The 24,904-nt window shown below is 64.6% G+C and carries 25 protein-coding genes; 9 read left to right on the top strand and 16 right to left on the bottom strand.

Annotated features, from left to right (window positions below):
- Positions 1-8 precede the first annotated feature (8 nt).
- The 6 genes from F6X37_RS29105 (at position 9) to F6X37_RS29085 (ending at position 5,997) form a co-directional block, all read left to right on the top strand.
- Positions 9-902 (top strand): polysaccharide deacetylase family protein, encoded by an 894-nt coding sequence (locus F6X37_RS29105; RefSeq protein ID WP_090804579.1) that lies wholly within the window; start codon positions 9-11, stop codon positions 900-902.
- A gap of 208 nt (positions 903-1,110) precedes the next feature.
- Entirely contained in the window at positions 1,111-1,572 is a 462-nt protein-coding gene (locus F6X37_RS29100) for a peroxiredoxin (protein ID WP_090804577.1), read from the top strand.
- A 117-nt stretch (positions 1,573-1,689) separates the two neighbouring features.
- Entirely contained in the window at positions 1,690-1,824 is a 135-nt protein-coding gene (locus F6X37_RS37220; RefSeq protein ID WP_260321379.1) for a hypothetical protein, read from the top strand.
- 103 nt (positions 1,825-1,927) lie between these two features.
- The gene (locus tag F6X37_RS29095) at positions 1,928-3,775 is read left to right on the top strand and encodes a PhoH family protein (protein ID WP_187613697.1); all 1,848 of its coding nucleotides are present in this window, start codon (positions 1,928-1,930) and stop codon (positions 3,773-3,775) included.
- A 212-nt stretch (positions 3,776-3,987) separates the two neighbouring features.
- Positions 3,988-5,139, top strand: a complete 1,152-nt coding sequence (locus F6X37_RS29090) for a C40 family peptidase (RefSeq protein ID WP_187613696.1) — start codon at positions 3,988-3,990, stop codon at positions 5,137-5,139.
- A gap of 51 nt (positions 5,140-5,190) precedes the next feature.
- Complete coding sequence (locus tag F6X37_RS29085) at positions 5,191-5,997, top strand: SDR family oxidoreductase (protein WP_184003379.1); 807 nt, start codon at positions 5,191-5,193, stop codon at positions 5,995-5,997.
- A 141-nt stretch (positions 5,998-6,138) separates the two neighbouring features.
- Here the strand turns inward: F6X37_RS29085 and F6X37_RS29080 are convergent, their stop codons facing one another.
- The 10 genes from F6X37_RS29080 to F6X37_RS29035 form a co-directional block, all read right to left on the bottom strand.
- On the bottom strand, positions 6,139-7,149 hold the full coding sequence (locus tag F6X37_RS29080) for an inorganic phosphate transporter (protein ID WP_184029113.1): 1,011 nt from the start codon (positions 7,147-7,149) through the stop codon (positions 6,139-6,141).
- Entirely contained in the window at positions 7,149-7,775 is a 627-nt protein-coding gene (locus F6X37_RS29075) for a DUF47 domain-containing protein (protein ID WP_090804567.1), read from the bottom strand. The genes F6X37_RS29080 and F6X37_RS29075 overlap by 1 nt, the downstream gene beginning before the upstream one ends.
- 115 nt (positions 7,776-7,890) lie before the next feature.
- Complete coding sequence (locus tag F6X37_RS29070; protein ID WP_184064847.1) at positions 7,891-9,279, bottom strand: replicative DNA helicase; 1,389 nt, start codon at positions 9,277-9,279, stop codon at positions 7,891-7,893.
- 169 nt (positions 9,280-9,448) lie between these two features.
- On the bottom strand, positions 9,449-9,901 hold the full coding sequence (gene rplI, locus F6X37_RS29065) for a 50S ribosomal protein L9 (protein WP_090804561.1): 453 nt from the start codon (positions 9,899-9,901) through the stop codon (positions 9,449-9,451).
- Between the two features lie 27 nt (positions 9,902-9,928).
- Positions 9,929-10,204, bottom strand: coding sequence for a 30S ribosomal protein S18 (rpsR, locus tag F6X37_RS29060; RefSeq protein WP_013588504.1), 276 nt, complete (start codon positions 10,202-10,204; stop codon positions 9,929-9,931).
- Positions 10,205-10,206: 2 nt separating this feature from the next.
- On the bottom strand, positions 10,207-10,506 hold the full coding sequence (gene priB / locus F6X37_RS29055) for a primosomal replication protein N (protein WP_187613695.1): 300 nt from the start codon (positions 10,504-10,506) through the stop codon (positions 10,207-10,209).
- Between the two features lie 69 nt (positions 10,507-10,575).
- The gene (gene rpsF / locus F6X37_RS29050; RefSeq protein WP_013089311.1) at positions 10,576-10,950 is read right to left on the bottom strand and encodes a 30S ribosomal protein S6; all 375 of its coding nucleotides are present in this window, start codon (positions 10,948-10,950) and stop codon (positions 10,576-10,578) included.
- Between the two features lie 191 nt (positions 10,951-11,141).
- On the bottom strand, positions 11,142-12,158 hold the full coding sequence (locus F6X37_RS29045) for an anti-sigma factor family protein (protein ID WP_187613694.1): 1,017 nt from the start codon (positions 12,156-12,158) through the stop codon (positions 11,142-11,144).
- Entirely contained in the window at positions 12,148-13,020 is an 873-nt protein-coding gene (locus F6X37_RS29040) for an RNA polymerase sigma factor (RefSeq protein ID WP_187613693.1), read from the bottom strand. The genes F6X37_RS29045 and F6X37_RS29040 overlap by 11 nt, the downstream gene beginning before the upstream one ends.
- 175 nt (positions 13,021-13,195) lie before the next feature.
- Positions 13,196-14,110, bottom strand: a complete 915-nt coding sequence (locus F6X37_RS29035) for a substrate binding domain-containing protein (protein WP_184043936.1) — start codon at positions 14,108-14,110, stop codon at positions 13,196-13,198.
- 171 nt (positions 14,111-14,281) lie between these two features.
- Between F6X37_RS29035 and gcl the strand changes: the two genes are divergently transcribed.
- From gcl to F6X37_RS29020, 3 genes are all read left to right on the top strand, one after another.
- A complete protein-coding gene (gcl, locus tag F6X37_RS29030) occupies positions 14,282-16,057 on the top strand; it encodes a glyoxylate carboligase (RefSeq protein WP_187613692.1) in 1,776 nt (591 codons plus the stop codon).
- A gap of 129 nt (positions 16,058-16,186) precedes the next feature.
- Positions 16,187-17,020 (top strand): hydroxypyruvate isomerase, encoded by an 834-nt coding sequence (hyi, locus tag F6X37_RS29025; protein ID WP_187613691.1) that lies wholly within the window; start codon positions 16,187-16,189, stop codon positions 17,018-17,020.
- 53 nt (positions 17,021-17,073) lie between these two features.
- Complete coding sequence (locus tag F6X37_RS29020) at positions 17,074-17,985, top strand: 2-hydroxy-3-oxopropionate reductase (protein WP_187613690.1); 912 nt, start codon at positions 17,074-17,076, stop codon at positions 17,983-17,985.
- Positions 17,986-18,244: 259 nt separating this feature from the next.
- Here F6X37_RS29020 and F6X37_RS29015 read toward each other — a convergent pair whose 3' ends face one another.
- From F6X37_RS29015 to F6X37_RS28990, 6 genes are all read right to left on the bottom strand, one after another.
- On the bottom strand, positions 18,245-19,291 hold the full coding sequence (locus F6X37_RS29015) for an asparaginase (RefSeq protein WP_187613689.1): 1,047 nt from the start codon (positions 19,289-19,291) through the stop codon (positions 18,245-18,247).
- A 178-nt stretch (positions 19,292-19,469) separates the two neighbouring features.
- Entirely contained in the window at positions 19,470-20,396 is a 927-nt protein-coding gene (locus F6X37_RS29010) for a CysB family HTH-type transcriptional regulator (protein ID WP_090804544.1), read from the bottom strand.
- A 118-nt stretch (positions 20,397-20,514) separates the two neighbouring features.
- Complete coding sequence (locus F6X37_RS29005; protein WP_187613688.1) at positions 20,515-21,573, bottom strand: sulfate/molybdate ABC transporter ATP-binding protein; 1,059 nt, start codon at positions 21,571-21,573, stop codon at positions 20,515-20,517.
- Complete coding sequence (gene cysW / locus F6X37_RS29000) at positions 21,574-22,581, bottom strand: sulfate ABC transporter permease subunit CysW (RefSeq protein WP_187613687.1); 1,008 nt, start codon at positions 22,579-22,581, stop codon at positions 21,574-21,576.
- The gene (gene cysT, locus F6X37_RS28995) at positions 22,578-23,474 is read right to left on the bottom strand and encodes a sulfate ABC transporter permease subunit CysT (protein WP_187613686.1); all 897 of its coding nucleotides are present in this window, start codon (positions 23,472-23,474) and stop codon (positions 22,578-22,580) included. The genes cysW and cysT overlap by 4 nt, the downstream gene beginning before the upstream one ends.
- Positions 23,475-23,631: 157 nt before the next feature.
- Positions 23,632-24,678: a sulfate ABC transporter substrate-binding protein gene (locus F6X37_RS28990; protein ID WP_187613685.1), complete on the bottom strand. Its 1,047-nt coding sequence runs from the start codon at positions 24,676-24,678 to the stop codon at positions 23,632-23,634.
- Positions 24,679-24,904: the final 226 nt, after the last annotated feature.

Here is a 24,904-nt window from a genome sequence, read left to right as displayed (position 1 = left end):
GCGCGTCCTTGGCTCGCATCGTCCTGAAGATCGACGTCGACACGCTGCGCGGCACCCGCGAAGGCGTGCCGAATCTCGCGCGCATCTTCGACCGCTTCAAGGCGCGCGCCACCTTCCTGTTCAGCCTCGGGCCCGACCACACCGGTTGGGCGATGCGCCGCGTGCTGCGGCCGGGCTTTCTGAAGAAGGTGTCGCGCACGTCGGTGGTCGAGCATTACGGCCTCAGGCAGTTGATGTACGGCGTGCTGCTGCCCGGTCCGGACATCGGCGCGAAGGCCGCGGCCGAGATGCGCGCGATCCACGAAGCCGGCTTCGAGTGCGGCATCCATACGTGGGATCACGTGTACTGGCAGGACAACGTGCGCGCCAAAGATCGCGCGTGGACCGTCGCGCAGATGCAGCGGAGCCACGCGCGGTTCATCGAGATATTCGGCGCGCCGCCCGTCACGCACGGCGCCGCGGGCTGGCAGATGAACGGCCACGCGTTCGAGCAGATCGACGCGTGGGGCATGCGCTACGCTTCCGACGGCCGCGGCCACTCGCCATATCTGCCGGTGGTCGACGGCAGGACGCTGAAGCACGTGCAGATGCCGACCACGCTCCCGACGCTCGACGAAGTGCTCGGTGTCGATGGTGTCGATACGCACAACGTCGCCGCGTGGATGCTGAAACGAACTGAAAAAAATCCGCACGACCAGGTGTTCACGCTGCACGCGGAACTCGAAGGACAGAAACTCGCGCCGGTTTTCGAACAGTTGCTCGAAGGCTGGCGCGCCCAGGGCCACACGTTCGCGACGATGGGCGATTACTACGCCACGCTAGACCGCGACACGCTGCCATCGTACCCTGTCGCGTGGGGCGAGATTCCGGGACGCTCCGGCGAACTGATCGTCCAGCCCTGAAGGCCCGCGACGCGGGAGTCGTTAGAAGGCGCGCCGCTTGTTGCTCGCCCATTGCCCGCCTGTTGCCCGCCTGTTACCCGCTTCCTTGCCGGGTCTGACGATCGGACAGCCGCGCGCCGACCGTATTCCCGAACAACAACAACCTCGACGACAGACCGGCCGACGCCGCGGCACCTAGCGACGCCAGCCCCAACAACCGGAGAACCTCGTGTCCATCGCAGTCGACCAACCCATCCCCGACTTCACCGCCGCCGCGACGGGCGGCGAAATCACGCTGTCAAAGCTGCGGGGCAAGAAGGTGGTGCTGTATTTCTATCCGAAGGACAACACGCCGGGCTGCACGACCGAAGGGTTGCAGTTCCGCGATCTGTATCCGAAGTTCAAGAAAGCCGGCGCGGAAGTGATCGGCGTGTCGCGCGACAGCCTGCGTTCGCATGACAACTTCAAGGCTAAGCTCGAACTACCCTTCCCGCTGATTTCCGACCCGGAAGAAACGCTGTGCGCCCTCTTCGCCGTCATTAAAATGAAGAAAATGTATGGCAAAGAGGTACGGGGAATCGAGCGCTCCACGTTCCTCATCGACGCCGATGGCGTGCTGCGCCACGAGTGGCGCGGCGTTAAAGTGCCGGGCCACGTCGACGACATTCTGGAGGCTGTACAAGCGCTTTGATGCGCGTTATATTGGCCCGCAATGAGTGCCTGTCCACCCCACATTGTTCTCCGCTGCGTCAGCCCTGACGGCCGCCTGACCGGATCCACCGGTGCCGTTCGGAGCGTGAGGCGCAACGTGAGCATCATCGTCGAGCCGCTTGCCCCGAATGCCGGGGCGGCGGCTTTTTTAATTGCGCGCGACCGTTCGTTCATTGGTTCGCGCGCTTCCGTCAAGGAGCCTATCGAAAACCAGGCGAACCGGCATCTCTAGACCGAATGCGCGCCTCCTCGCGCAGACTCGATGTCCCATGAGGGCATCGTCAGAATGCGACGGGCGGCGCACGATATGTGACCCGATCATTCCGAGGGAAACCATGCCTTTGCCTACTCCCCCCAACAAGCTCGGCAATCTTTTGTCGCCTGACGAATACAAGGCCAAAGCCGTCACGCCCGCGCGCTCCACCGCGAAAAAACAGGCGCGTGAAGGGGAATCCGCAGAGTCGGCCGATTACGGCCGCGTCAATGTCGCCACACCGATGGCGCACGCTGCCAACGCCGCCACCACGTTGTGGCCCGTGCCCGCCGTCGAGTCGCCGCCCGCCGCGCAACCCGCGCCCGCGCGCGGCCGCAAGGCGAGGCAGACCGCCGCGCTGTTGCAGCCGGTTCCGTCCGCACGCCCGCAGTTCGAAGCCGACGCGACAGAAGCGCAGCCGATCGTCGCACGCGCGCCTGCCGCGAAGCAGCGGACGGACGAAACAGCCGCCGCGCCCGCCGCAGCGAGCCCTGCCGCCACGCGCAAGAAACGTGGCGCGGGCGCCACGCCAGCCGAGGTGCAGAAGCTTTTCGTGCTCGACACCAACGTGCTGATGCACGATCCGAGCTGCCTGTTCCGCTTCGAGGAGCACGACGTCTATCTGCCGATGATGACGTTGGAAGAGCTCGACAACCACAAGAAGGGAATGTCGGAAGTCGCGCGTAACGCGCGTCAGGTGAGCCGCACGCTCGACGCGCTCGTCGCGAACGCGGGCGACATGGCCGACGGCATTTCGCTCGCGCGTCTGGGCAGCCGCGAGGCCTCCGGGCGGCTGTACTTCCAGACCCGGCTGACCGCGATCGAGCCGGTCGAAGGTCTGCCCGAAGGCAAGGCCGACAACCAGATCCTCGGCGTCGTGCGCGCGCTGCAGCGCGATCGCGCGGATCGCCAGGTCGTGCTGGTGTCGAAAGACATCAACATGCGCATCAAGGCGCATGCGCTCGGTCTGCCCGCCGAAGACTACTTCAACGACCAGGTGCTCGAGGACAGCGACCTGCTGTACACGGGTATCCGCGCGCTGCCGCAAGACTTCTGGACCAGGCACGCGAAGGGCATGGAAAGCTGGCAGGACACGAAAACCGGCACCACGTACTACCGCGTGACGGGTCCGCTGTGCGCATCGATGCTGGTCAACGAGTTCGTTTATCTGGAGCCGCAGAACGGCGAGCCCGCGTTTCATGCGCTGGTGCGCGAACTGAACGGCAAGACCGCGCTGCTGCAAACGCTGCGTGACTATGGCCACCACAAGAACAACGTGTGGGGCATCACGGCGCGCAATCGCGAGCAGAACTTCGCGCTGAACCTGCTGATGAATCCGGACATCGACTTCGTCACGCTGCTCGGCCAGGCCGGCACCGGCAAGACGCTGGTCGCACTCGCGGCGGGTCTCGCGCAGGTGCTCGACGACAAGCGCTACAACGAGATCATCGTGACGCGCGCGACGGTGCCGGTCGGCGAAGACATCGGCTTTCTGCCGGGCACCGAAGAGGAAAAGATGCAGCCGTGGATGGGTGCGTTCGACGACAACCTCGAAGTGCTGCAGAAAACCGACGACGCCGCCGGCGAATGGGGCCGCGCCGCGACCCAGGAGCTGATCCGCTCGCGCCTGAAGATCAAGAGCATGAACTTCATGCGCGGCCGCACGTTCGTCGACAAGTATCTGATCATCGACGAGGCGCAGAACCTGACGCCGAAGCAGATGAAGACGCTCGTCACGCGCGCCGGTCCGGGCACGAAGATCATCTGCCTTGGCAACATCGCGCAGATCGATACGCCTTACCTGACCGAGGGCAGTTCGGGCCTGACCTATGTGGTCGATCGCTTCAAGGGCTGGGCGCACAGCGGACACGTGACGCTCGCGCGCGGCGAGCGCTCGCGCCTCGCTGACTACGCGTCGGAGATTCTCTAGAGGTTCGCCGGTTTTTTTTCCGGCTTTTGATCGCAGGCCGCGTCCGGTTCGTTCCGGACGCGGCCTTTTTATTGCGCGGCGTTCCACGCAGGCAACACTTAGCGCACAAACTTCAAGTAATTTATCAACAATTCTTGCCGCAGCCTTGTTGGGCGGCTACCATCCCGACATCGTCAGTGAGTAAATGGGCGCTTACCGCCCGTGCCGTCTTCATGCGCCGACTCGCCTTATCGCTGCTGCCCGTCCTGCTGCTCGCCGCCTGTGCCGGCGCGCCGCAGAAGACGTCGCGCGGGTCAGGCGGCAGCGTCGTCGCGAACGGCGCCTATCGCGCGCCGCCGCCCGGCTTTCCCCACTTCGTCGATCACAGCATCGGCCGCGAGGAAATCTCCATTCAGGCGATGAGTCTCGTCGGCGTGCCCTACCGGTGGGGCGGCAATACGCCCGACAGCGGCTTCGATTGCAGCGGGCTCGTGCGGTACGTCGTGCTGCGCGCGGCGTCGGTGAACCTGCCGCGCACGACGGCCGAGATGAGCGGGCGCGGCGAGTCGATCGAACCGGACGAAATCGCGCCAGGCGATCTGATCTTTTTCAACACGACGGGGCGCGCGCATTCGCACGTCGGCATCTACGTGGGCAAGCTGCGCTTCGTCAACGCGCCATCGACGGGCGGCACCGTGCGGCTCGACTATCTGACCAATCCCTACTGGGCGAAGCGCTTCGACGGCATCCGCCGGATGGCGGGACCGGCGGCAACGCCGGCGCCGTTCGATCCGCCGAGCTATCAGGCTGCGGCGCCGCAAACCGAGCGAGGTGCTGCGGCCGCGGCGACGGGCACGGCAACAACCGTGGCAGTTCCGGCAGCGTCGACCTACGCGGGCCCGACGGCGCTGTCCAGCCCGGAGTCGATGGCAACGGCCCGGCCGGTCGCGAGCGCGACGCCGGCGACCCGTGCAGGCGGCGGCACGCCCGTCGTGCAAGCCGATCAATTCGAGCCGCCACCGTCGGGCCTCGGCACCGCGCAGCTGCAGGCACGCTCAGCGGGCGCCGTGGCAGCGACGATGGTCCCCGCGGCTCAGGCGAGCACGTTTGAAAGCGGCGCTCGTTCGCCCGCTCAACCGATGCAGTCCGCGACGACCGCCCGCACCCTTGCCCAACCTTCGCCCGACCCGATCGACGCCGCCGCCGATGCATTCGAACCGCCGCCACCCGCCTCCATCGCGGAACGCCAGGCCCGGCAGATGCAGCAGACCGAAGGCACTGGATCCGTGCAGCTCATGCGTGCGTCGACGGCTTCCCACGGCGCGCCCGCACCCACGCAAAGCAGCGACGACCCGATCGCCCGTTTCGCGAACGGCAACTTCTGACGCCGTGATCTGCTATCGTCATCGATATTCTTTCGACGGCGGGTAACGACCATGGAACTCGGGCTCAGAAATAAGGTGGTGCTCATCACCGGCGGCAGCAAAGGCATCGGTTTCGCTTGCGCGCGCGCCTTCGCACAGGAAGGCGCGAGGGTCGCGATCGTGTCGCGCGACCCCGCCAACCTTGCGCGCGCCTACGAACAGCTGAAACAGGAAGGATTCCACGTGCACCGCACGCGCGCCGACCTGCACGAAGCGCACAGCGCCGCCGATATCGTCGAGGAAGTCAGCACCGCCGTGGGCCCGATCGACGTACTGATCAACAGTGCCGGCGCCGCGCGCCGGTACGACCCCGAGACGCTCGATGCCGACGCATTCCGCGCGACGATGGAAGCGAAGTATTTCCCGTATATCTATCCGCAGCAGGAAGTGCTGCGCCGTATGGCCGAGCGCGCGAAAGCCAACGGCGGTGCCGAGCCGGGCACGATCGTCAATATCATCGGCATGGGCGGCAAGGTCGCGAGCGACATCCATATCGCAGGCGGCGCGGCCAACGCGGCGCTGATGCTCGCGACCGTCGGCCTCGCGCACTACTACGCGCGCTATGGCATCCGCATCAACGCGATCAATCCGGGCTCGACGCTGACCGAGCGCGTCGAGGAAGCGGTCCGGCTGGAAGCGGCGCAGCAAGGCATCGGCAATGACGAAGCGCTGGCGCGCGGCCAGGCCCGGATGCCGCTCGGGCGCTATGCAAAGCCGGAGGAAATCGCCGACGTGGCGCTGTTCCTCGCGAGCCGCCGCGCGAGCTATGTGACGGGCGCGATCATTCCGATGGATGGTGCGAATGCGCCGCTGATCTGAACGCGTCGTGCAACGCGCTTTTTAGTCGAACTGCGTAGGGACACCGGTGCGATGCCATGGGCGGCATGTAGCCGAAGCCCGCGCGTGCTGTTCAGCCAAACTCAGCCGAACCCGGCAGCGCAGATCTGCATCGCATGGTGATTACAGGAAGTGGTGGCCCAGCCACCAGGCCCCGCCGGACAGCACCGCGGAAGCCGGGATCGTCAGAATCCAGGCCCAGACGATGTTGCCGGCGACACCCCAGCGCACCGCGCTCAGCTTCTGCGTCGCGCCGACTCCGACGATCGCGCCGGTGATCGTATGCGTGGTAGAGACGGGAATGCCGAGCGCCGAGGCGGTAAAGAGCGTGATCGCTCCGCCCGCCTCCGCGCAGAAGCCGCCGACCGGCTTCAATTTCGTGATTTTCTGCCCCATCGTGCGCACGATGCGCCAGCCACCGAACAGCGTACCGAGACCCATCGACAGATAGCAGCCGCCGATCACCCACAGCGGCGGTGCGTCCGCCTTCATCGACGCGAAGCCGGTGGCGATCAGTAACATCCAGATGATGCCGATGGTTTTCTGCGCGTCGTTGCCACCGTGACCCAGGCTGTACAGGCCAGCGGAGAACAATTGCAGACGCCTGAAGCGACGGTCGACCTTGCTAGGCGGCGTGCGGAAGTACAGCCACGACACCAGCAGCATGAAAAACGAGCCGAGCACGAAGCCGAGCAGCGGTGAAATGAAGATGAACGCGACGGTCTTCATCAGGCCATCCCAGTTCAGCGATCCCCAGCCCGACTTCGCGAGCGCCGCACCCACGAGGCCACCGATCAACGCGTGCGACGAACTGGACGGAATGCCGTAGACCCAGGTGATCACGTTCCACGCGATCGCGCCGACCAACGCGCCGAAGATCACGTAGTGGTCGACGATGTCCGGGTCGATCGTGCCCTTGCCGACGGTCGTGGCCACCTTCAGGTGAAACACGAAATACGCGATGACGTTGAACGCCGCCGCGAACGCCACCGCCTGCTGTGGCTTCAGCACGCCGGTCGACACGACCGTGGCGATCGAATTCGCCGCGTCGTGAAAGCCGTTCATGAAGTCGAACACCAAAGCAATGGCAACCAGGCCGGTGACGACCCAGATAGCGAGTTGTATCGATTGCATTATGCGTTTTCCAGCACGATGCCTTCGATGATGTTGGCCACATCCTCACACTTGTCCGTGATCGTTTCGAGCAGCTCGTAGATCGCCTTGAGCTTGATCAGGACCTTGACGTCGTCTTCCTCGCGGAACAGCTTCGACATCGCCGCGCGCAGCACGCTGTCGGCTTCCGATTCGAGCCGGTCGATGTCCTCGCAGGCCTTCAGGATCTGGCTCGCCTGCTTCATGTCCGACAGCAGGCTGACCGCGAACTGCACGCGCTCGCAGGTCGCCGTGCAGATATGCGCGAGCTGGCTCGCCTCCGACGTGACCGCTTGCACGTCGTACAGCGAGATCGCGGTGGCGACGTCCTCCATCAGGTCGAGGATGTCGTCCATCGTCGTGATCAGCTTGTGGATCTCGTCGCGGTCGAGCGGCGTGATGAAGGTCTTGTGCAGCAGGTCGATGGCTTCGTGCGTGAGCTTGTCGGCCGCTTTCTCGGCCTTTTGTACGTTCTGCTTGTGGGTTTCGGCGTCCTGCAGATTGTCGATCAGGAGCTCGAGTTCGCGGCTTGCCGAAATGATGCACGTTGCGTGCGAATTGAAGATTTCAAAGAACTTGCCCTCGGTGGGCATGAATCGACCGAACATTGGGATCCTGGAAATGGGTCACGTTATGGCTGACATAAAACCGCCATATTGTACCGATCCGCCATCATTGCCGCACTCGCGACAGCGCCGTTACAACAGCCCACGGCGCCTTGCGTCACTCGCCGCCGTAGAAGTTCTGCGCGCCCGCAAAGTTGTCGAACTTCGTGTATTGGCCGTGGAAAGTGAGCCGAACGGGACCGATCGGACCGTTCCGCTGCTTGCCGATGATGATCTCCGCGGTGCCCTTGTCGGGGCTGTCCGGGTTGTACACTTCGTCGCGGTAGATGAACAGGATCACGTCGGCGTCCTGTTCGATAGCGCCCGATTCGCGCAGGTCCGACATGATTGGCCGCTTGTTGGGCCGCTGCTCGAGACCGCGGTTCAGCTGCGACAACGCGATCACCGGCACGTCGAGCTCCTTCGCGAGGCTCTTCAGCGAACGCGAGATTTCCGAGATTTCGGTCGCGCGGTTTTCGCCCGACGACGAGCCGCTCATCAGCTGCAGATAGTCGATGATGATCAGTCCGAGCTTGCCGCACTGGCGCGATAGTCGGCGCGCGCGCGAGCGCAGTTCCATCGGGTTCAGACCGCCGGTTTCGTCGATGAAGATCTGCGCCTCGCTCATTTTCTGCACCGCATGCGTGAGCTTCGGCCAATCCTCGTCGGTCAGACGCCCGGTTCGCATGCGATGCTGATCGAGCCGGCCGACCGAGCCCAGCATACGCATCGTGAGCTGCGTGCCCGGCATTTCCATCGAGAACACCGCGACGGGTAGTCCGTACTCGACCGCGACGTATTCGCCGACGTTCATCGAAAACGCCGTCTTACCCATCGACGGACGGCCCGCGACGATGATCAGCTCGCCGCCGTGCATGCCCGAGGTCATACGATCCAGATCGACGAAGCCGGTCGGCGTGCCGGTCACGTCGCTCGGATTGGCGGTGTGATAGAGCGTGTCGATCCGCTCGACCACCTGGGTCAGCAGCGGTCCGATCTCGAGAAAGCCCTGGGTGCCGCGCGCGCCGTCTTCGGCGATCGAGAACACCTTCGATTCCGCTTCGTCCAGCAATTGCCGGACTTCCTTGCCTTGCGGGTTGAACGCGTCGGCGGAGATTTCATCGGCGACCGACACGAGCCGGCGCAGCACCGCGCGGTCGCGCACGATTTCCGCATAGCGGCGGATGTTGGCCGCGCTCGGCGTGTTCTGCGCGAGCGCGTTCAGGTAAGCGAGGCCGCCGACCTCTTCCGCCTTGCCCGAGGTGCCGAGCGCTTCGTAGACGGTGACCACGTCGGCCGGCCGCGTGGCCGCAATCAGCTTGCCGATGTGCTCGAAGATGATGCGGTGGTCGTAGCGGTAGAAGTCGCTTTTCGCGAGGAAGTCGGCGATGCGGTCCCAGGCCGCGTTATCGAGCAGCAGGCCGCCCAGCACCGATTGCTCGGCTTCGATCGAATGCGGCGGGACTTTCAGCGACTCGAGTTGGGGATCTTTGGACGGTGCGTTCATGGGGAGGAATTATCGGGCAATCCGGCGACGGCTGCGAGCGGAAAAAACGCAAATACGGGGATATACGAGAGATAGTCGGGCACAAAAAAAGCAGGGGCCGGTTTCCCGGCCCCTGCTCTTCACCAGCAATACGCTGGCTGATCCTGCCTGATGCTTAGATGCGGTCAGCTTAGACGTGCTCGCCGATCACGGCCACCGTCACATCGACGAGAACGTCGGTGTGCAGCGAAACCTGAACCGGGTGCTCGCCAACCATCTTCAGCGGGCCTTCCGGCAGACGCACTTGCGCCTTTTCCACTGCGAAGCCTTGCTTGCCGAGCGCTTCGGCGATGTCAGCGTTCGTCACCGAGCCGAACAGACGGCCGTCGACGCCAGCCTTCTGTTTGATCTGAACGGTCTGGCCTGCCAGCTTTTCGCCTTGAGCCTGAGCGGCTGCCAGCTTTTCAGCGGCGTGCTTTTCGAGTTCTGCGCGGCGCACTTCGAATTCAGCGAGGGCTTCCTTCGTTGCACGGCGAGCTTTCTTGTTCGGGATCAGGAAGTTACGTGCGTAACCGTCCTTGACCTTCACGATGTCGCCGAGGTTACCCAGATTGACGACTTTTTCCAGAAGAATGATTTGCATTCGGATGCTCCTTATCGCGTCGTCGGGTTAGGCCTTGTGCTGGTCGGTGTACGGCACCAGCGCGAGGAAACGTGCGCGCTTGATAGCCGTGTCCAACTGGCGTTGATAATGCGCCTTGGTACCCGTGAGACGTGCCGGCGTGATCTTGCCGTTCTCGCCGATGAAGTCCTTCAGCGTTTCGATGTCTTTGTAGTCGATGTACTCGACGCCAGCAGCCGTGAAACGGCAGAACTTCTTGCGCTTGAAGAGCGGGTTCTGTTGCTGACGACGCTTGTCGAATTTCTTACCAGTCGGGCGGGGCATGATTAGTCCTTTCCAATGTCCTGCAATGCTGTGATGTGAAATACCAGAGTTCGCGCGTTACGGTGCTTTTTAGCCAGAAAACCTGTGAAGAGCGTTTCGACGCCCATCCGACAGTTTTCGAGCTTACCGCTCGCTTCGCCCGCGGCGACCGCCTGCATGGTCAGTTCGACCTGACGGGCAATGCCCGCCTCGACGACTTCCGTGCGGTGGTGCAACGTGCAGCTTGCAATCGGAACGCCGGCGGGGGTGTACCGCACCGGTTCGCGTTCGACGACGCTCGCCGTAAGTTGCAGCCGGTTCATGTACCTGTTTATGTCTTCGTGTACGTGAGCGGAGCGACGCTGCGTGTCTGGCAGCTTAAATAACGAGTCTTAAGCCTGCGCTTCGGTCGGCTGAGCTGCTGCCGACTTCTTGGCTTCTTCGCGCTGCACTTCCTTCATCATCGGCGACGGGCCGGTTTCGGCCTTCTTCATCTTGACGATGAGGTGACGCAGAACGGCGTCGTTGAACTTGAACGCGTGTTCCAGCTCGTCGAGCGTGGTCTGGTCGCACTCGATGTTCATGCAGACGTAGTGAGCCTTCGCGAGTTTCTCGATCATGTAGGCCAGTTGGCGACGGCCCCAGTCTTCGACGCGGTGGATCTGACCACCGTGCGACGTGATCGTGCTCTTGTAACGCTCGATCATGGCGGGCACCTGCTCGCTTTGATCGGGATGCACGATAAAGACGATTTCGTAATGACGCATTACACACTCCTTGTGCTGACTTTTGGATAGAAGCCGCCCGGGCGTCGGAACCGGTGCGGCAAGTGAGAAGCCCAAGAGTCTAACCCGAATGGGGACGGGTTGCAAGGAATTCCGCCGATTCGGCGGCGGAATCGGATGTGTTTTCAAGAGCTTAGGGTGGGGGGTCGCGGAAGTCGGGCCGTCCTTGCCCCTCAACCCGCTTCCGTGCGCTGGCTGCCGCTCTGCAAACGCGCTCTGAGCGCCGCTTCGAGTCCCTTGAGCGCATCGGGTGCGGCGTCCGAGATCGCCCACCAGGTCATGCCCGCCGCGTCCCAGTGCGCGATCGAATAGCCGTCGTGGGCGAGCGATGCCGGCGCCGCGCCGTCAATGCCACGCGTCGTGGACTGCGGAAACACATACACGTCGATCACGTGCTTGCCGTAGCGGTACACGAGCACCGCGACCCGCTGGTGCGCGAGGTAGTCGAGCCGGCCCCCCTCCAGCGCGAAGCCAGCCGCCGCGAGGTCCTCGACCGGCGGCGAATAGTCGAGCCGACCGTTGAACCATGGCTTGACCGTGTGACGGTCGGTCGAAATTACGTCGATGTCGCGGCCGGAAACCTGCGCGCGCACATGGCTTTCGATGAGTTCGTCGGTGAATGGCGTGAATTCGGCGGGACCGCGCAGCGTCAGCGTCAGGACAGCGGTGGCCACACACAGCGCAATCACGAGCACCGCGAGACCGCCGCGCGCGACCACGCGGTTGGCGCCGCCAGCGGCATGCGGTCCGTTGAAGCCGATTAGCCGGCCGCGTGAATCGCCCGAGCGACCCGGACCGCTGAAGCCACTGAGCCACCGGTCAAGCCACGCGGGCCGCCGCGCCCAACGACGCTGACGCTGAGGTTGGTACGTCGCCATGTCGGTCAGCCCGGCGCTAGCGCTGCCGGTAGACTCCTCCTCCGCATCTTCAGGCGCCGCCGTCGTGGCCAACCCCGCAGTTCCTCCCTCGACCGCGCCGGGCAAGCCCGCCACGATCCGCGCCCGCAACGACTGCGGCGCCCGATGATACGGCGCCGCGCGCAGCGCGCCGCTCAGCGCGCGCAGGTTGTCGCTCGCGCGCCGGCAGTCGTCGCAGCTCTCGATATGCTGCTGGACCCGGCGCGCATCGGGTGCCGGCAGTTCGTGATCGGCATTCGCCTCGAGGAGCGGCCGAGCTTCGTTACAGTCCATCCGGCGTCTCCTGAGCGGGGTCGGCGGCAGCGCCGGGAATGTTGAGGGGCCGGCCGTCGGCAAACGCCCGGAGTTGCGTCACTGTTGCGGTGGCGGGCACGACCGCCGATGATGCCGCGCGGCCGTCGCCGGAACTTCGCGGTGGCCGGTCGGACGGCGCGCAGGGCGTGGACGACCCCGAGGGCGCGACTGCCGCCGACTGCACGACTCGCCCGGACTGCGCCCCCTGCTCCAGCGGCGCTTGCGTCGACCCGCGCCGATCACCCTGCCCGCCTTTGCGCCCCCCGCCAACCGACTCCCCCCCGCCTCGCTGCAGCGCCATCAACACCTCCGCCAGCTTGCGCCGCCCACGCGCGAGCCGCGACATCACCGTACCGATCGGCACATCGGCCACCACCGCGATCTCCCGATATCCCATCTCCTCGAGCTCGCGCAAGATCAGCACCTCGCGATACTCGACCGGCAAACGCGCCAACGCGTCGTGTACCTGGCGTGCATCCTCGTCGCGGATCAGCAGCGTCTGCGGATCGTCGCCGCCCGCGCTCCAGCCGTCGAGGGTCGCGTCGTCCATCGTTTCGTCGAATTCGAGCATGTCGTGCGACGGCGCGCGACGGCGCCATTCCGTGTACCAGGTGCGGCGCACGATCGCGAGCAGCCACGGCCGCGCAGAGTCGCCGCGAAACGTATCGAAGAAGCGGAACGCGCGCATGAACGCTTCCTGCACGACGTCCTCGGCATCGTTCGGATTGCCGCACAGCCAGCGCGCGAGGTTGTACGCGGCGTCGAGATGCGGCAACGCCAGCTGCTGGAAGCGGCGGCTTTTCGCTGCATCGGCATCGGCGTCTGAATCGGTCTGGACCACGTGAGCCCCTCCAAGGGCATGGCGGCTGCGTCGTGCGGGTCGCTGTCGCGCGTCCCGCGCGGTGTCGTTCCTGACGTGTCTTTCACAGCAGAACTGGCCATAGACCGAGTTTATTCCCGACTCAGGCGACCATTCGCAAGAAAGATCGCGATCGCCTGCGCGCCCCGCTCGCCAGCTAGTACGATGGCCGGTTCCAGTAGTCGTCGCTCGCGTACACGTCTTTCAGATAGTCGATGAAATAGCGCACGCGCGCCGGCACGAAGCGCTGCTGCGGATAGACCGCAAGAATGTCGTAATCGGGCAGCGCATATTCGTCGAGCACGGTTTCGAGCTCGCCGCGCGCGAGCTGCCGCTGGATTTCCCACGTCGAACGCCAGCCGAGTCCGAGCCCCTCCGAAACCCAGCGATGCAGCAGTTCGCCATCGTTGCAGTCGAGCGAGCCCCCCACCCGCACCGTCGCGAGCTTGCCGTTGCGGCGGAAATACCAGCCGCGGTTCTGCCCGCCTTGCAGATTGAACGCGAGACAGTTGTGGGCCGGCAGATCCTCGAGCGTCTTCGGCTTGCCGTGTCGGCGAAAATAGTCGGGCGTACCGCACACCACGCGCCGGTTCGACGCGAGCTTCACCGCGACGAAGTTCGGATCGACCGCGCCGCCGATGCGGATCGACAGATCGTAGCCCTCGCGCACCAGATCGACGACCCGGTCGGTCAGATTGAACGACATCTGCAACTCGGGTTTGTCGCGCAGAAATGCAGGCGCGAGCGGCGCGACGTGCTTACGCCCGAACGCGGCGGGCGCCGACACGATCAGATGGCCGTTCACCGCGCGGCGCCCCGCGCTCAGTTCGTTTTCCGCCTGATCCCATTCGCTGAGAAGCCCGCGGCAGCGTTCGAGAAACGCGGCGCCGTCCTCGCTGACGACGAGCCGCCGTGTCGTGCGATACATCAGCTTCACGCCGAGGCGCTTCTCGAGCGCATCGATGCGCCGCCCGAGAATCACCGGTGACACCCCTTCCTCAAGCGCCGCCGCCGCGAGACTGCCCGCATCGGCGACCCGCACGAAGGTTTCGATCTGTTTGAAGCGGTCCATGCTCGTCTCCCACCTGTCTCTTGTCGGGCTGATGCCGGCCGTGCGCCGGGCTTCACGTCATTCCATACTTTTTGTTTCGGAATAAGCGACCCGGACTGATCTTATCAAACCTTTGGCGCAGGCCTACAGTGTCCCTCAACCGACGTAATTCCCGACCTTGAGGAGACATTCATGGCCAAAATGAGAGCCGTCGACGCCGCTGTTCTGGTGCTCGAAAAAGAAGGCATCGATACGGCGTTCGGCGTGCCGGGCGCCGCGATCAACCCGTTCTACTCGGCGATGCGCAAAGCCGGCGGCATCAGCCACGTGCTCGCGCGCCATGTGGAGGGCGCATCGCACATGGCCGAGGGCTACACCCGCGCGCAGCCGGGCAACATCGGCGTGTGCATCGGCACCTCGGGCCCCGCCGGCACCGACATGATCACCGGTTTGTACTCCGCGCAGGCCGACTCGATTCCTATTCTGGCTATCACAGGCCAGGCGCCGCGCGCGCGTCTGTACAAGGAAGACTTCCAGGCCGTCGATATCGAATCGATCGCCAAGCCCGTCACCAAGTGGGCCGTGACCGTGCGCGAGCCGGCGCTGGTGCCGCGTGTGTTCCAGCAGGCGTTCCATCTGATGCGCTCGGGCCGCCCGGGCCCGGTGCTGGTCGATCTGCCGATCGACGTGCAGCTCGCCGAAATCGAATTCGACATCGACACGTACGAGCCGCTGCCGGTCTACAAGCCGAAGGCGACCCGCAAGCAGATCGAGGCAGCGCTGACGCTGCTCAACGATGCCGACAAGCCGTTGATCGTGTCGGGCGGCGGCGTGCTGAACGCCGTAGCCGAAGACCTGCTCGTGAAGTTCGCCGAAACGCTCGGCGTGCCGGTGATCCCGACGCTGATGTCGTGGGGCGCGATTCCCGACGACCATCCGCTGATGGCCGGCATGGTCGGTCTGCAGACCTCGCATCGCTATGGCAACGCGACGATGCTCGCGTCCGACTTCGTGCTCGGCATCGGCAACCGCTGGGCCAACCGTCACACCGGCAGCGTCGATGTCTATACGAAGGGGCGCAAGTTCGTGCACGTCGATATCGAACCGACGCAGATCGGCCGCGTGTTCGGCCCGGATCTCGGCATCGTGTCGGACGCGAAGGCCGCGCTCGAACTGTTCGTCGAAGTCGCCAGCGAATGGAAGGCCGCGGGCAAGCTGAAGGATCGCGCCGCGTGGGTTGCCGATTGCCAGCAACGCAAGCGCACGATGCTGCGCAAGACGCACTTCGACAACGTGCCGATGAAGCCTCAGCGCGTCTACGAAGAGATGAACCAGGTGTTCGGCCGCGACACGTGCTACGTGAGCACGATCGGCCTGTCGCAGATCGCCGCCGCGCAATTCCTGCACGTGTACAAGGCGCGCAACTGGATCAACTGCGGCCAGGCCGGCCCGCTCGGCTGGACGATTCCGGCGGCGCTCGGCGTGCGCGCGGCCGATCCGCAACGGCCGATCGTCGCGCTGTCGGGCGACTACGACTTCCAGTTCATGATCGAGGAGCTCGCGGCCGGCGCGCAATTCAAGCTGCCGTACGTGCATGTCGTCGTGAACAACTCGTACCTCGGGCTGATTCGCCAGGCGCAGCGCGCGTTCGAAATGGACTACTGCGTGCAGCTCGGCTTCGAGAACATCAACTCGCCGGAGATGAACGGCTATGGCGTCGATCACGTCGCCGTCGCCGAAGGTCTCGGCTGCAAGGCGATTCGCGTGTTCAAGCCGGAAGAGCTGAAACCGGCGCTGCAAAAAGCGCAGTCGATGCTGGCCGAGTTCAACGTGCCGGTGATCGTCGAAGTGATTCTCGAACGCGTGACCAACATCTCGATGGGCACCGAGATCGACGCGATCAACGAGTTCGAGGAACTCGCGGAAAAGCGCGAGGACGCGCCGACGGCGATCAGCCTGCTCGATTGAGCGTTGCGTCTTCGCGGTATTCGCAGCATTCAGCGCGCTCGATGCGCGAGGGCTGAGTTCATGCTCCGCGCCCTCGCCTCATCACGACCAGCGCGCCACTCCCTGACCGACCTGAGAGACAAAAGCACCATGCCTAAATTCGCAGCGAACCTGACGATGCTGTTCAACGAAGTGCCGTTCCTCGACCGTTTCGCGGCAGCGTCCAACGCCGACTTTCATGCCGTCGAATTCCTGTTTCCCTACCCGTATTCGATCGCCGAATTGAGCGCACGTCTGCAACAGAACCGCCTCAAGCTGGTGCTGCACAACCTGCCGGCCGGCAACTGGGAAGCCGGCGAACGCGGCATCGCGTGCCTGCCCGATCGGGTCGCCGAGTTTCAGGAAGGCGTGGGCCGCGCGATCGAATACGCAAGCGCGTTGAAGGTGCCGCAACTGAACTGCCTCGTCGGCATTCCGGGCGCGAACGTCGACGCCGACACCGCCCGCGCAACGATCGTCGACAACCTGCGCTTTGCCGCGCGCGAGCTCAAGAAGGCCGGCATCCGGCTGCTCGTCGAGCCATGCAACTCGTACGACATTCCGGGCTTCGCGCTGAACCGTTCGCGCGATGGACTCGACGTGATTCGCGAGGTCGGCTCGGACAATCTGTTCCTGCAATACGACATCTATCACATGCAGCGGATGGAAGGCGAACTCGCGGCGACGATCGAAAAGAACCTCGCGCAGATCGCGCATATCCAGCTCGCGGACAACCCCGGGCGGCACGAACCGGGCACCGGCGAGATCAACTATCCGTATCTGTTCGCGCTGCTCGACTCGCTCGGCTACGACGGCTACGTCGGTTGCGAATACAAGCCGCGCACGACGACCGATGCCGGCCTCGGCTGGGTGCAAAGCGTGGCAGGTCAGGTGCGTGGCGCGGCGCGGCGCATGCGGCGGCTTGAGGCGCCTTGGGGTTCCTGATGGAACCCTGAAGCCTCAACGCACGCCCCCTATAACCCTGGAGATTCACACACATGGCAAAGATCGGCTTCATCGGACTCGGCATCATGGGCGCGCACATGGCGCGCAACCTCATCAAGGGCGGTCACTCGCTGTTCGTGAACGGCGCGTATCCGGTACCGGACGACATCGCGAAGAGCACGAGCGTGGTCGCCAGTTCGACCGCGGTCGCGCAGGCCGCCGACATCGTCATCATCATGGTGCCGGACACGCCGGACGTCGCCAACGTGCTGTTCGCCGACGACGGCGTCGCCGCCGGCCTCACCAAAGGCAAGCTCGTCATGGACATGAGCTCGATCTCGCCGCTCGACACCCAGGCGTTCGCGAAGAAGATCAACGCGCTCGGCGTCGACTATCTCGATGCGCCGGTGTCCGGCGGCGAAATCGGCGCGCGGGATGCGTCGCTGACGATCATGGTCGGCGGTCCCGAGAAAGCCTTTGCGCTGGCCAAGCCGTTGTTCGAACTGATGGGCAAGAACATCTCGCTGATCGGCGACAACGGCGCGGGTCAGACCTGCAAGGTCGCGAACCAGATCATCGTCGCGCTGAACATCGAAGCGGTCGCGGAAGCGCTGCTGTTCGCGTCGCGCTCGGGCGCCGACCCAGAGCGCGTGCGGCGCGCGCTGATGGGCGGCTTCGCGTCGTCGCGGATTCTCGAAGTGCATGGCGAGCGCATGACGAAGCGCACGTTCAATCCGGGTTTCCGGATCGAGCTGCATCAGAAGGACTTGAATCTCGCGCTCGATGGCGCGCGTAAGCTCGGCATCGCGCTGCCGCATACCGCGAGCGCGCAGCAACTGTTCAGCGTCTGCGCCGCGAACGGCGGCAAGGCGTGGGATCACTCGGCGATGGTGCGCGCGCTCGAAATCATGGCGAATCATGAGGTCGCGCAGGCGCCGGATAGCGAGGAAGCGAAGGCGGCTTGAGGTCTTCGTGCTTCCTCTTCAGTTCAGCTCGCCGTTGATTCCGCCGGTTGCCGCTTCGGCATCGGAGACGTCACGGTGAACACAGGTGGGGCGCCCGTTCGTTGCACGGCAGCTTGGGTTGCCGGCGCGGCGTAACGGGCAAATCGCGCCGCTCTGGGCTGAGAGCGGCAAGTGGGGTCCGCAGCGGCACCCGTCGGTGACGGGGAAGCCTTGGTCGGTCAGACGTCGTCGTCGGGTGTCCGGCTGTCGGATTCGCCAATCAATACGTATCGAACACCTTCTGCAACGCCGCCGGCGCAGTGTGGCCCGCGGCCAGCGCCAGCATCACCAGCACCCTCGCCTTGTACGGATTCAGCGAACCGGCGCTGACGAAACCGAGCGCATCGTCGGCCGCCGCGCCGTTGCGCATCACATGCCCCGAACCCACGCGCGACGAGCGCACCACCGCCACGCCGCGCAACGCGGCATCCGCCAGTGCCTGCTGCAACGACTGGTGGATCGAGCCATTGCCCGTTCCCGCCACGACGATGCCGCGCACATCCGCGGCCACCAGCGCATCGATGGCGATCCGCGACACGCCCGCATAGCTCGTGACGATCTCCACCTGCGGCCACGCCGCATCGATTGCGAATTCGCTCGCGACCGTATGCGCGCGCACCACGCCGCGCTGGAACTCGACGCGGCCATCCTGCACCCAGCCGAGCGCGCCAATCTCAGGCGACTGGAAAGCATCGACCGCATAGGTGCTCGTTTTCACGACGTCGCGCGCGCTGTGAATCCGGTTGTTGAACGCAACCAGCACGCCCTGCCCGCGTGCCGCCGCGTGCGCGGCGACCGTCACCGCGTTTAGCAGGTTCAGCGGACCGTCGGCGGAGAGTGCCGACGCTGGGCGCATCGCCGCGGTCAGCACGACCGGCTTGTCCGATTTGACGGTCAGATGCAGCAGATAGGCGGTTTCCTCGAGCGTATCGGTGCCGTGCGTGACCACCACGCCGTCTACGTCGTCCGTCGCGAGCAGCGTGTTGATACGTTGCGCGAGCGTGGTCCACAGCGGCAGCGACATGTCCTTGCTGTCGACGCTGGCGATCTGCTCGGGCGCGATTCGCGCGACCGCGGACAGCGCCGGCACCGCCGCGAGCAGTTGATCGACGCCGACGACGCCCGCCTGATAGCCCGATGTATTGGCCGCATCCGGGGCCGCGCCGGCGATCGTGCCGCCGGTCGCGAGCACCGCGATGCGCGGCAGCGTCGGCGCGGTGCTATGGCCGGGGGGAATCGGGAGAGGGGGAGAAGTCGAGGTATTCATGGCGGCGATTGTAAGCGATGCGCTTCGCGTCGCCATGCGTGGAAGACCGGACGCGGGTTCGGCTTGCGCGAGCGTGCGCAACGCGCGAGCGGGCTTAAATCTCATGCGGTGCCCAATTGCACTCATCACCACAAGTATCGACGACGGGTGCAAGTCCCACCCTAAGCTGCTCGCAGCCCTAAGCCGCCTCGCGCAACTGCGCCGCGATGTCCGCCTCGCTCAACTGCGGCGCGAACATCTCGATCAACCGATAGGCGTACGCGCGCAGGAACGCCCCCTTGCGCAAGCCGACACGCGTCGTGCTCGCCTCGAACAGATGCTGCGTGTCGAGCGCGACGAGTTCGCTGTCGCGCTTCGGGTCGTAGGCCATTGCCGCGACCACGCCGATGCCCATGCCGAGTTCGACGTAGGTCTTGATCACGTCGGCGTCGATCGCGGTCAGCACGACGTCGGGCAACGCACCCGCTTTCGCGAACGCCTGATCGATATGCGAGCGGCCGGTGAAGTCCTGGTCGTAGGTGACGATCGGGAATTCGGCGATCTCGTCGAGCGTCAGATTCGCTCGGCCGACGAGCGGATGATCCTTCGGCACCACCACGACGTGATGCCACGAATAGCACGGGAACGTGACGATGTCGGGAAAACGGTCGAGCGCCTCGGTCGAGATGCCGATATCCGCCTCGCCGTTGATGATCATTTGCGCGATCTGCTGCGGGCTGCCCTGGCGCAGCGCCAGATGCACTTTCGGGAACACCGACGTGAACTGCCGAATCACCTTCGGCAATGCGTAGCGTGCCTGCGTGTGGGTGGTCGCGACGACGAGGTGGCCGCTGTCCTGATCCGCGTACTGACGCGCGACGCGGCGCAGATTCTCCGCATCGAGCAGCATCCGCTCGATCAACTGATGCACGGCCTTGCCCGGTTCGGTGAGCCCGGTCAGACGCTTGCCGCGGCGGATGAAGATGTCGACCCCGAGTTCGTCCTCGAGATCCTTGATCTGCTTCGATACGCCCGACTGCGACGTGTAGAGCACGTTCGCCACTTCGGTCAGGTTCATGTTCTGCCGCACGGCTTCGCGCACGAAGCGCAATTGCTGGAAATTCATCGTTGTGTCTCCGGTTCCGCCAGAGTTGAGTTATTGGAGCCGCACATGCCAGGCGATCCACGCGGTACGGCCGATACGTTCTCTCTTGTCATCAGCGCCGCACAGCGGCGCCGCCACCTCACTGCGCCGGAAACACCCGCAGCGCGCGTGGCACCGCGGTGACGCCATCGCCGATCGCGAGTTGCAGATCACGCCACGTTTCGCGATCGAGTTCGGCTTCGAGCAGATTGCCCTCACGACCGGCGAGCTCGACGCGCACCGAACCGCCGAGCGTCACCACGCGCCGCACGTCGACGACGATGCCCTCGCGATGCCCCGCCGCCTGCGGATACAACTGCAGATCGTGCGGCCGCACATAGGCGAACGCCGGGCCCCTAAAACCCGCCGCGATAGCGACCGGCAGCGCCGCGCCATCGACGACGAAGCCTTGCGCATCGACGCTGCCGTGCAGGCGGTTCGCCGCGCCGAGAAACTCGTAGACGAACGGCGTCTGCGGATGGTCGTACACCTCCTGTGGGCTGCCGACCTGCTCGACATGCCCGCGATTGAGCACGACGATGCGGTCCGCCACTTCGAGCGCTTCTTCCTGATCGTGCGTGACGAAGATCGTCGAAATATGCAGATCGTCGTGCAGGCGACGCAACCAGCTGCGCAGTTCCTTGCGCACCTTCGCGTCGAGCGCGCCGAACGGCTCGTCGAGCAACAGCACCTTCGGCTCCACGGCCAACGCACGGGCGAGCGCGATGCGCTGGCGCTGGCCGCCGGACAGCTCCGACGGATAGCGCTGCGCGAGCCAGTCGAGCTGCACGAGCTTCAGCAACTCATGCACCTTCTCGCGAATCACCTTCTCGGACGGACGTTCCTTGCGCGGCTTCACGCGCAGCCCGAACGCGACGTTTTCGAACACCGTCATATGCCGGAACAGCGCGTAGTGCTGGAACACGAAACCCACCTCGCGCTCACGCGCGCCGACCGCCGCGACATCCTGGCCTTGCAGCTCGACCCGGCCGCCGTCCGCGTATTCGAGGCCGGCGATCACACGCAGCAACGTCGTCTTGCCGCAACCGGACGGCCCGAGCAGCGCGACGAGTTCGCCCGGCGGAAAGTCGAGCGACACGTTGTCGAGCGCGACGAAATCGCCGAAGCGCTTTTGCAGGTTACGAACGGTGATACCCATTTACAGCTCTCCTTGCTTGAGCGGATGTCGCTGCGACGCAGGCGTGGCGTTGACGAAAAACGAATGCGAAGCGGACTGCGCGCTATTGGCCTGCGAAGCGCCGGACGGCGACACGGGCCCCGCGTACGCAGGCACTTCGCGCGCCGCCGACAGTTCCGCCGACATATGACGCTCGGCCAGCAACTTGAGTCCCAGCGTGACCAGCGCCAGCAGCGCGAGCAGCGAGGCCACGGCGAACGCGGCCGAGAAGTTGTACTCGTTGTAGAGGATTTCGACGTGCAGCGGCATCGTGTCGGTCTGCCCGCGAATATGGCCCGACACGACCGACACCGCGCCGAACTCGCCCATTGCGCGCGCATTGCACAGAATCACGCCGTACAGCAGACCCCACTTGACGTTCGGCAGCGTGACGCGACGGAACGTCTGCCAGCCCGATGCGCCGAGCACGTGCGCGGCTTCTTCCTCGTCGTTGCCCTGCGCCTGCATCAGCGGAATCAGCTCGCGCGCGACGAACGGGAACGTGACGAAGATCGTCGCGAGCACGATGCCCGGCACCGCGAAGATGATCTGCACGTTGTGATCTTCGAGCCACGGGCCGAACCAGCCCTGCGCGCCGAACATCAGCACGTAGATCAGGCCGGAGATCACCGGCGACACCGAAAACGGCAGATCGATCAACGTGGTCAGCAGCGCCTTGCCGCGGAATTCGAACTTCGCGATACACCACGACGCCGCAAGGCCGAACACGAGGTTCAGCGGCACCGCGATCGCCGCGGTGAGCAGCGTCAGTTTGATCGCCGACAGCGCATCCGGATCGGCGAGCGCTTCGAAGTAAAAACGCAGCCCCTTGTTCAGCGCCTGGTAGAACACCGCGGCGAGCGGCACGGCCAGAAACAGCGCGAGAAACAGCAGTGCGAGGCCGATCAGCAGCCGGCGCACGAGCGCCGGCTCGCTGACCGGATCGGGGCGACGCGCCACGCTCGCCGGGTGGGTCGGAACGCGGCTCATTGCACACCCCCACCGATAGCGGCGACGCTCGTGACCACTGGCGCCGATCCCGTCTTGCCGCGGCTCGTGCGCCGCTGCAGATACCACTGCAGCGTGTTGATCGACAGCAGCATCAGGAACGACACGACCAGCATCACGACCGCGAGCGCCGTCGCGCCCGCATAGTCGTATTGCTCGAGCTTCGTGATGATCAGGAGCGACGTGATCTCCGACTTCATCGGCACATTGCCGGCGATGAAGATTACCGAGCCGTATTCGCCGAGCGCGCGCGCAAAGGCGAGCGCGAAGCCGGTCAGCAGCGCCGGCAACACGGCCGGCAGCGCGACGCGGCGAAACGTGAGCCAGCGCGACGCGCCGAGACACGCGGCCGCCTCCTCCTGCTCGCGCTCGAACTCCTCGAGCACCGGTTGCACGGTGCGCACGACGAACGGCAGGCCGATGAACGTCAGCGCGACCAGCACGCCCGCCGGCGTGAACGCGATCTTGATGCCGAGCGGCGCGAGGAACTGGCCGATCCAGCCGTTGCCCGCATACACGGCCGCGAGCGAAATGCCCGCCACCGAGGTGGGCAACGCGAACGGCAGATCGACGACCGCATCGACGATACGCTTGAACGGAAACGTGTAGCGCACCAGCACCCACGCGACGAGAAAGCCGAACACCGCGTTGATCAGCGCGCCGCCTAGCGCCGAGAAAAACGTCAGCCGATACGACGCGAGCACACGCGGCGACGTGACCGCGCGCACGAACTGATCCCAGTCGAGCGTCGCGGTTTTCAGAAAGGTCGCCGCCAATGGAATCAGCACTACGACGCTCAGATAAGCCACCGTGATGCCGAGTGTCAGGCCAAAACCGGGCAATGCGCTCGGCTTGCGGAAGGTCAACGTGGTCATGCTGGATACTCGTTCATGGTTGATGCTCGCGCGGTTGTTCGTTTTGCCGTGCTGCCGTACTGCGGTACTGCCGCACTGCTGGCCACCGGACCCCGGTTAGCCGAGCGCGCCCATTGGGCGCGCCTTTTTCCCCTGGCTGTGATTCAGGCGGTGGTTCTTACTGCGGCTGATAAATCGAATCGAACACGCCGCCGTCCGCGAAATGGGTCTTCTGCGCGTTGGTCCAACCGCCGAACGAATCGTCGATCGTGTACAGCTTCAGCTTCGGAAACTTCGCGGTCAGATCGGCGGGCACCTTGCTGGAACGCGGACGATAGAAATTGCGCGCGGCGATCTCCTGACCTTGCTCGCTATACAGGAAGTTCAGATATGCCTCGGCCAGCTTGCGCGTGCCGTGTTTGTCGACGACCTTGTCGACCACCGCGACCGGCGGCTCGGCCAGAATGCTCACCGACGGCACCACGATCTCGAACTTGTCCGGACCAAACTCCTTCAGCGCGAGGAACGCCTCGTTTTCCCACGCGATCAGCACGTCGCCGATACCGCGCTGCACGAAGCTCGTGGTCGCGCCGCGCGCGCCCGAATCGAGCACGCCGGCGTTCCTGTACAGCTTGCCGACGAACTCCCTGGCCTTCTGGTTGTTGCCGCCCGGTTGATGCTCGGCGTACGCCCACGCGGCCAGGTAGTTCCAGCGCGCGCCGCCCGAGGTCTTCGGATTCGGCGTCACGATCGACACGCCCGGTTTCACCAGATCGTCCCAATCCTTGATGTGCTTCGGGTTGCCCTTGCGCACCAGAAACACGATCGTCGACGTGTACGGCGATGCGTTGTCCGGCAGACGCTTTTGCCAGTTCCTGTCGACGAGCCCCTTGTTCGCGAGCGCGTCGATGTCATAGGCGAGCGCAAGCGTCACGACGTCGGCCTGCAGTCCGTCGAGCACCGAGCGAGCCTGCGCGCCCGAGCCGCCGTGCGACTGCCTGAAGGTGACGGCTTCGCCGGTCCTGGCCTTCCATTCCTTGCCGAATGCCTGATTGATGTCCTGATACAGCTCGCGCGTCGGATCGTAGGACACGTTTAACAGCGTGGTGTCGGCGTGCGCGACGCCGCTTGCGCCCAACATGCCGAACGCACCCGCCGCGCCGACGGCGAGCGCCGCGATCAGTTTTCCGGTTCGAGCCGCAAGCCCCATATGCCGATGGTTCATTTCAATTTTTCTCCGCGTGATGGTCCGCTGATGAGCGTCTGGTGTTGTTCTGCGTCGCGGTCACGTGCACATGAGCGCCAACCGGAGGCCAGTCTATCGAAGCGCTTTCATTATTAAAAATAATGTTTCTTCATTTTTTAATACTCAAAAGTGGTAACGACAGATGCGCCGGCGGTTGGGACGCCGACAACGCCGTCATGTCGCCGATAAACGACGCCCCAGCGTG

The sequence above is a fragment of the Paraburkholderia sp. 31.1 genome, from assembly GCF_014397645.1.
GTDB lineage: Bacteria > Pseudomonadota > Gammaproteobacteria > Burkholderiales > Burkholderiaceae > Paraburkholderia > Paraburkholderia tuberum.
Note: the sequence above shows the minus strand (reverse complement) of the source record. Positions and strands in the feature narration are given on the sequence as shown.

What these genes read in the sequence shown, in the direction of transcription:
- F6X37_RS29015 (WP_187613689.1), bottom strand. Translation starts at nt 19,291, where the DNA reads ATGAATACCTCGACTTCTCCCCCTCTCCCGATTCCCCCCGGCCATAGC.
- cysT (WP_187613686.1), bottom strand. Translation starts at nt 23,474, where the DNA reads ATGACCACGTTGACCTTCCGCAAGCCGAGCGCATTGCCCGGTTTTGGC.
- F6X37_RS29045 (WP_187613694.1), bottom strand. Translation starts at nt 12,158, where the DNA reads ATGGACTGTAACGAAGCTCGGCCGCTCCTCGAGGCGAATGCCGATCAC.
- cysW (WP_187613687.1), bottom strand. Translation starts at nt 22,581, where the DNA reads ATGAGCCGCGTTCCGACCCACCCGGCGAGCGTGGCGCGTCGCCCCGAT.
- F6X37_RS29020 (WP_187613690.1), top strand. Translation starts at nt 17,074, where the DNA reads ATGGCAAAGATCGGCTTCATCGGACTCGGCATCATGGGCGCGCACATG.
- F6X37_RS29010 (WP_090804544.1), bottom strand. Translation starts at nt 20,396, where the DNA reads ATGAATTTCCAGCAATTGCGCTTCGTGCGCGAAGCCGTGCGGCAGAAC.
- F6X37_RS29095 (WP_187613697.1), top strand. Translation starts at nt 1,928, where the DNA reads ATGCCTTTGCCTACTCCCCCCAACAAGCTCGGCAATCTTTTGTCGCCT.
- F6X37_RS29005 (WP_187613688.1), bottom strand. Translation starts at nt 21,573, where the DNA reads ATGGGTATCACCGTTCGTAACCTGCAAAAGCGCTTCGGCGATTTCGTC.
- rpsR (WP_013588504.1), bottom strand. Translation starts at nt 10,204, where the DNA reads ATGCCCCGCCCGACTGGTAAGAAATTCGACAAGCGTCGTCAGCAACAG.
- rplI (WP_090804561.1), bottom strand. Translation starts at nt 9,901, where the DNA reads ATGCAAATCATTCTTCTGGAAAAAGTCGTCAATCTGGGTAACCTCGGC.
- gcl (WP_187613692.1), top strand. Translation starts at nt 14,282, where the DNA reads ATGGCCAAAATGAGAGCCGTCGACGCCGCTGTTCTGGTGCTCGAAAAA.
- F6X37_RS29070 (WP_184064847.1), bottom strand. Translation starts at nt 9,279, where the DNA reads ATGAACGCACCGTCCAAAGATCCCCAACTCGAGTCGCTGAAAGTCCCG.
- F6X37_RS29035 (WP_184043936.1), bottom strand. Translation starts at nt 14,110, where the DNA reads ATGGACCGCTTCAAACAGATCGAAACCTTCGTGCGGGTCGCCGATGCG.
- F6X37_RS29085 (WP_184003379.1), top strand. Translation starts at nt 5,191, where the DNA reads ATGGAACTCGGGCTCAGAAATAAGGTGGTGCTCATCACCGGCGGCAGC.
- hyi (WP_187613691.1), top strand. Translation starts at nt 16,187, where the DNA reads ATGCCTAAATTCGCAGCGAACCTGACGATGCTGTTCAACGAAGTGCCG.
- rpsF (WP_013089311.1), bottom strand. Translation starts at nt 10,950, where the DNA reads ATGCGTCATTACGAAATCGTCTTTATCGTGCATCCCGATCAAAGCGAG.
- F6X37_RS29090 (WP_187613696.1), top strand. Translation starts at nt 3,988, where the DNA reads ATGCGCCGACTCGCCTTATCGCTGCTGCCCGTCCTGCTGCTCGCCGCC.
- F6X37_RS28990 (WP_187613685.1), bottom strand. Translation starts at nt 24,678, where the DNA reads ATGAACCATCGGCATATGGGGCTTGCGGCTCGAACCGGAAAACTGATC.
- F6X37_RS29080 (WP_184029113.1), bottom strand. Translation starts at nt 7,149, where the DNA reads ATGCAATCGATACAACTCGCTATCTGGGTCGTCACCGGCCTGGTTGCC.
- F6X37_RS29075 (WP_090804567.1), bottom strand. Translation starts at nt 7,775, where the DNA reads ATGTTCGGTCGATTCATGCCCACCGAGGGCAAGTTCTTTGAAATCTTC.
- priB (WP_187613695.1), bottom strand. Translation starts at nt 10,506, where the DNA reads ATGAACCGGCTGCAACTTACGGCGAGCGTCGTCGAACGCGAACCGGTG.